Source organism: Nonomuraea sp. NPDC049784 (assembly GCF_040659615.1).
Classification (GTDB): Bacteria; Actinomycetota; Actinomycetes; order Streptosporangiales; family Streptosporangiaceae; genus Nonomuraea.
The window spans coordinates 1-2886 of sequence record NZ_JBFAMX010000934.1; the positions used below are offsets into that span (position 1 = coordinate 1).

A 2886-nucleotide genomic window follows, 5' to 3' on the forward strand; every position below is an offset into this window, starting at 1 on the left:
GGCGGTGCCGGCGATCGTCGACAGCACGTGCGTGCCGTGCCCGTGGTCGTCCTCGGGGCTGCCGGCGCCGGTGAAGTCCTGGGCCATCGTCACGCGGCCCGCCAGCATCGGGTGGTCGGAGTCGTAGCCGGAGTCCAGCATGGCCACGGTGACGCCCTTGCCGGTGTAGCCCGCCTCCCACGCAGCCGGAGCGCCGATCTGCGGCACGCTCTTGTCGAGGGTCAGCCTGGTCTGGCCGTCCAGCCAGATCTTGGTGACGCCCGAGCGCGCCTGCGCGCCGGCCGTGATCTGCTGCCAGAGCGTGGCGGCGCCGGCCTTGCCGGCCGACAGCGTCGTCACGCCCAGGCGCGGGATGTCGGTTTTGACGGTGGCGGCGCCGAGCACGCTCCTGGCCCTGGCCACGCCGCCCTGAGCCTGGACGATGAGCGGCAGGTCCTTCCTGGAGGCGTCGTCGTAGCCGTACTCCACGAGCCTGCCGATCTCGAACAGGCGCGGGTCGAGCAGGCTCGAGGCCAGCAGCGGGAGCGCGTCGGAGGGGATCACGGAAAGCTCGCGCGGCCCGTCGGAGCGGGTGACGAACGTGACGTCCTCGCGCCCGGCGCCGGGACGCGCCTGGAAGGAGATGATTCCGGACGGCCCCGCCGACACGGTGACGGTGTCGCCGGTGATCAGTGTGAACGTGTGCTCGCCGGTGGCGGGCGTCTGGGCGGTAAGGGCGGTGGCCGGGCCGGGTGGCGCGCCCTTGGGGCCGAGGGGGGCGGCCGCCGCCGTGCCGGACGTGGCGGCCAGCGCGAGGGCGAGCGCCGCCGCGACGGCCGACGCCGACGCGCGTCGGAGGTGAGGCAAGGGGGTCTCCAAGGGGTTCAGAGCTCTTCTGGCAGTGGCCGGGGACTTCCGGTACGGATGCGCAGGCCCCGCGCACCGGTCTCCTCGACGCGGTAGCCGTGCCGCTCGCACCAGGCGTGGGCGGCGGCGCGTACCTCGGCGTCGTCGGTGACCAGGTCGATCAGCCCGCCGCGCGGCAGGTCGGCCGCGCGGTCGGACAGCACGGGGGCCACCCGTGACCACGGCTCGCCGCCGGCGTCGATGACGACGGTGGCGGGCGGTACGTCAGCGGGCATCGGGGTTCCCTGGGGGTCTGGTGATCGGGACGCCGTGACACTAGAGAGCCGCCATTACCGAGCCATTACCGGTCTCGGACGGCCGCCGGTACCGGGCTGTAGCCGGCCTCGCGGGCCGCTGCGGCCAGCTCGGCGCGGAGGCGGGCTGCCCGGGCCAGGTCTCTGCGCGCCGACTCGGCTCCCGCCCCTGCCCGGGCCTCCAGCAGCCTGACCAGGCCGTACGGGTACGGCATGGCCTCGGCGCACTCGACCCCCTCGCTCAGCACCTCCACCGCCCGCCCCTTCAGACCCGCGGCCGCCAGCGCCATGCCGTGCACCAAGGCGGCCTCCACGGCGGCGGGTCCGCGCTGGCCCGCCTGCCGCACCGCCTGCTCGGCGGCCGTGGCCGCGCCCTCGGCATCGCCCGCGGCCAGCAGCGCCCGTGCCCGCACCCCCGGCTCCACCTCCGCGGCGAGCCCGCCGGCAGTGACGGCCAGCTCGGCCAGCAGCGTACGCGCGTCGGCGAGCACCTGCCGATCGCCGGTGGACTCGGCCAGCTCCACGCTCTCGGCCAGGCAGACCGCCGCCCCCTCGGCGTCGCCCGTCCACAGCCGAGCCGCGCCCAGGTTCACCAACGCGTACGGCAGGCACCATGCGGTGCCCAGCGGCCTGGCCAGCGACACCGCCGACCGCACCAGGCGCAGTCCCGCGGCCCAGTCGCCGACGACCAGGTGCAACCTGCCCAGGTTGCCGGTGCGGAACGCCACGACGGCGGGGTCGCCCACGCGCTTGGCCAGCTCCAGCGCCCTGCGCGCGTGGCGTCTCGCCTCGGCCGGCCGCCCGTCGAGGTTCGCCAGCTCGCCGAGCTGGGCCACCACGGTGCCCTCCAGTACCGCGTCCCCGATCTCCTCCGCTGGCGCGAGCGCGCTCGTGGCCGCCTCCTCCGCCTCGGGAATCCTGCCCAGCATGGCCAGCGAGACCGAGCGGCTGGCCAGCGCGCGTACCAGCAGCCGCCGCCCCTCGCCCGGCTCCGCCTCGCGCGCCCGGCGCATGCCGGCGGTGGCCGCGGCGAGGGCCTGTTCGTACCTGCCCGTCGCGAAGCAGGCCAGCGCCTCCGCCAGATGATGAGCGGCGGTGGTGGCGGCGCCGACTCCGGCGCCGTCGGCGGGCTGGGCGGCGAGCAGCTCTCGGGCCTCGGCGGGCCTGCCCGCGCCGACCAGCACCTCGGCCAGGTGCGCGACCGTGGCCGTCACACGATCGGCCGCTCGGCCGCCGGCCGTCAGGCGTAAGGCCGACCGGTCCTCCAGGGTGCGGAACGCTGCTAGCGCTTCCGTCAACGCCCGCTCCGCCTCGCCGTACTTGCCGATGCTGCGCAGCGCGTCGCCCCACGCCAGCCTGGCGCGGGCGGCCTCCTCGCCGCCGCCGAGCAGGGCGACCAGGTCGGCGTAGTAGCCCGCCGCGCTCTCGTTGGCGTACAGCGCCTGCGCCCGCCGCGCCGCCCGCCACAGGAAGGGCACCGCCCGCGCGTCGCGCGCTCGCGTCAGGTGGTACGCCGCCGCGTCGACCGCCTCGGACCGGTGGCGCAGTACGGCGTCGGCGTAGGCGGCGTGCAGGCCCGCCCTGACCGCGCCGGTGAGGCGTTCGGCGCAGGCCAGCCGTACGAGGGGGTGGCGGAAGCCGTGTCCCGGCACGTGCCGGCCGTCGAGCAGCACCTCCCGCTCCTCGACGATGCCCGCCTCCATGGCCTCGGCCAGTGCGGCGGCCACGGAGGGGCGGGACATCGGCG

The 2886-nt window shown here is 76.4% G+C and carries 3 protein-coding genes; all 3 read right to left on the minus strand.

Features of this window, described 5'->3' with window-relative positions:
• The coding region (locus AB0J09_RS61260; RefSeq protein WP_360713238.1) for a S8 family serine peptidase at positions 1-846 on the minus strand (846 nt) is incomplete at its 3' end.
• A 17-nt stretch (positions 847-863) separates the two neighbouring features.
• On the minus strand, positions 864-1121 hold the full coding sequence (locus AB0J09_RS61265; protein WP_360713240.1) for a hypothetical protein: 258 nt from the start codon (positions 1119-1121) through the stop codon (positions 864-866).
• Between the two features lie 65 nt (positions 1122-1186).
• Positions 1187-2886, minus strand: a 1700-nt coding sequence (locus tag AB0J09_RS61270; RefSeq protein WP_360713241.1) for a hypothetical protein, incomplete at its 5' end; no start/stop codon positions are given.